The organism is Methylobacterium sp. J-077 (assembly GCF_022829365.1).
In the GTDB taxonomy this organism is placed as follows: domain Bacteria; phylum Pseudomonadota; class Alphaproteobacteria; order Rhizobiales; family Beijerinckiaceae; genus Methylobacterium.
Map to the genome: position 1 here is coordinate 1 of NZ_JAKSYJ010000151.1, position 670 is coordinate 670.

Genomic DNA, 670 nt, shown 5'->3' on the forward strand with positions numbered 1-670 from the left:
TCGCCGTGCAGCGCCACCGCGCCGGCGACGAGGCCCGACCGCTTCACGGTGAGCGGTCCCGACCTGACGCTCGCCGCAGGCCACGGCCTGACCCTGGCGCTGATGCTGCACGAGCTCGCCACCAACGCCGCCAAGTACGGCGCGCTCTCGACCGGCGCCGGCCGGGTGGCGATCTCCTGGGCGATCGACGAGACGGAGCCGGATGCGCGCCTCCGCTTCCGCTGGGAGGAGATCGGCGGTCCGCCGGTCGCGCCGCCGACGCGGACGGGGTTCGGCACGCGCCAGGGTCAGGCCGTGGCCTGCGGCGAGCGTCAGGTCGGGACCGCTCACCGTGAAGCGGCCGGGCACCCCGTCGCCGTGCAGCGCCACCGCGCCGGCGACGAGGCCCGACAGCGAGGCGCTCGACCACGCGCCCTGAACCAGCACGTCGTGGGCCTGGGCCAGCGCCACGAGGCGGGCATCCAGCGCCCGGCCGGCCTCCTCCAGCGAGGGGGCGTTGCGCAGGGTCTGCGTCGCCACCGCCTGGACCCGTCGACGCCGTCGCGGTCGTACCATTGCCGGGCGATGGCCGCACCGACATCCGGCTTGTTCTGGTGGTCGGCGGAGACGAGGTCGACCCGCACCTCGGCGCCGGTCGTGGCGGAGTTCTTAGCGGAGTCCCTGGCGAAGT

Annotated in this window: 1 protein-coding gene and 1 pseudogene; both read right to left on the reverse strand. The window is 75.4% G+C overall.

Features of this window, described 5'->3' with window-relative positions; translation table 11 throughout:
- Window positions 1-555: HWE histidine kinase domain-containing protein (locus tag MKL11_RS18265; protein ID WP_279600579.1), on the reverse strand; the 555-nt coding region annotated here is incomplete at its 3' end.
- Window positions 531-670, reverse strand: a pseudogene (locus MKL11_RS18270) (ABC transporter substrate-binding protein); the annotation flags it as partial. The gene MKL11_RS18265 and the pseudogene MKL11_RS18270, both read right to left, overlap by 25 nt.